General features: G+C 71.0%; 2 protein-coding genes and 1 pseudogene. All 3 read left to right on the plus strand.

The genetic code is table 11. The features are described 5' to 3' along the window. Positions 1-462 (plus strand): annotated as a pseudogene (locus D7W81_RS42685) (hypothetical protein); the annotation flags it as partial. A gap of 336 nt (positions 463-798) precedes the next feature. Beyond that, positions 799-1,098 carry a hypothetical protein gene (locus tag D7W81_RS42165; RefSeq protein ID WP_147445830.1) on the plus strand — a complete coding sequence of 100 codons (300 nt, stop codon included), beginning with the start codon at positions 799-801 and terminating at the stop codon, positions 1,096-1,098. 86 nt (positions 1,099-1,184) lie between these two features. Then, positions 1,185-2,148, plus strand: a 964-nt coding sequence (locus D7W81_RS40965; RefSeq protein ID WP_147445831.1) for a serine/threonine-protein kinase, incomplete at its 3' end; no start/stop codon positions are given.

The raw sequence follows: 2,148 nt of genomic DNA on the forward strand, positions 1-2,148 counted from the left end.
GCCTCGCCCACCGCCACACCCCGCCCCTCGGTGCCGGAGCCGGTCCCACCGAAGCCGCCCTCGGAGCCGCTGCCTCCGGACATCTTCGACGGACCCGTCGGCGAGGCGGGGCCGATGGGGAACGCGCCCACTGCCACGGGCAGCAGCATCCGGCTCGGGAGCGCTGGTGGGGGCCAGGGAATCGAGGACAAGGACCAGTTCAAGCCGCCTCTTGGAAGCGATGACGGCCATCCGCGGCCGGTGCCTCCCCGGCCGCGCGGGGAGACCCGTCCGCGCCCGGACCTGAAGCTGCCGCCGAAGACGTCCCCCTCGGAGATCCCTGTCGACCGGAGGCCGTTGGGTGCGACGGGCACCAGCGTGCGCGGCGGCGGCCGGGGAAACTCCGAAGCCGCGCTGGGCTGCTTCAACCCCGAGAACGCTCAAGCCCCGCGCTCCCCGGACGGCTTCGAGAACCAGGATTAGCCTCCCACGGCACCGGGACGGGTGTCTGGCCTTGGACGGTAACGCGTTGCATCCCAGCCCTCTCTTCGCTTTTCAGGGACTCCTCGGAAACTAAGAACCGGCTGGGTCCGATGATGTTTCCAGGAACTCCGCCGTCCGAGGTGCTTCGTGAAGATCTCCCGTCCGCCGTCGAGCCTCCCGCAGGTCGAGCAGTCCCACGGGTCTCCGATCAAGTGCGCGTCTGGCCAGAGCATTCTCGGTGGAGGCCGGGGCAACTCCACCCATGCCCAGGGCTACAGGGATCGTCCGGACCAGTTCCAGGGGGGCGCCTCCCAGGGCGGTCTGGGCGTCGGCGACATGAAGCCCTGCGCCTCCGGCTCCAGCGTCCGGGGCGGTGGCGGTGGGCACTCCGGCAACGTCGGGTGCAGCTTCGTGCCCCCGAAGGACGGGGCATCGGGCGAGAGCAAGACGAAGCCTTCCCCCTTGGAGAAGCTGGCCCAGAAGCTGGGTGACTTGTTCAAGAAGCTGTTCGCCAGCCTCGAGCCGGCCCACTCGCCGGGGCGGGTAGCGACGGGCGACAGCTCCCGGTCCTCGGGCTCCACGCACTCCGGCAGTGGCCAGGGCCGCATCGGGGTGGAAGAGGAGCCCCAGGCATAGGCCGGCACCCGCACGGCCCGGGTGGGCGGCTGACCCGCGACGCGGTCCTGCGCTCCGGGCGCGAGTGACGGTAGGCTTGCCCCGGAATGAACGACGTCCAGCGATTCGGGCCGTACCGCGTCCTGCGGGACATTGGCGAAGGCGGCATGGGGCGCGTCTCGCTCGCGCAACGCGAGGGCTGGGAAGAGCCGGTCGTCCTCAAGCGCATCCACTCCGAGCACGCCACCGACGCCCGCTTCCGCCGCCGGCTGCTGCGCGAGGCGGAGGTCGCCGCCGGGCTGCACCACCTCAACGTGGTGCGGGTGCTGGAGGCGGGCGTCATCGACGACCAGGTGTACCTGTCCATGGAGTACGTCGCGGGCTCCAGCCTCGCGCACGTCCACGCGGCCAGCCGGCCGGAGCTGCTGCCGCTGGGGCCCATCCTGGATGCCATTGCCCAGGCGTGTGATGGGCTCGCGTACGTGCACCGCTTCGTCAACCCGGAGTCGGGCAAGTGGATGGAGCTCATCCACCGCGACGTGTCCCTGGACAACCTGCTCTTGTCCTTCACCGGCACGGTGAAGGTCGCGGACTTCGGCATCGTGAAGACGTCCGAGGGCACGCAGACGACGTCCGGCGTGGTGATGGGGAAGCTGGCGTACATGTCCCCGGAGCAGATCCGCGACGAGGTCCTGGACGCGCGGGCGGACCTGTACTCGCTGGGTGTCTGCCTTTACGAATTGCTGGCCGGGCGGAGGCCCTTTCCCATCCAGCGGGGCCGGTCGGTGATGGAGTCGGTGCTGTATGACGCCCCGCCGCCGCTCCTGCCGCAGCGCCCGGACACTCCGGCGCCGCTGGTGTCACTGGTGGAAGCGCTGCTCGCCAAGGATCGGAAGTCCAGGCCCACGGAGGCCGCCGCAGTGGCGAAGGAATTGCGCGCGATGCTGGCCACGCTGGGCGAGTCGCCACGCTTCCCGTCCCGGCTGATGGAGCCGCCCACCGCCGCGCCCGCGAAGCCCCGCAGGCTCCGCCCGGCTCTGCCCGAGCAGCCCGTCCCCGAGCCCACGGAGG

The sequence above is a fragment of the Corallococcus aberystwythensis genome (genome assembly GCF_003612165.1).
GTDB classification, from domain to species: Bacteria; Myxococcota; Myxococcia; order Myxococcales; family Myxococcaceae; genus Corallococcus; species Corallococcus aberystwythensis.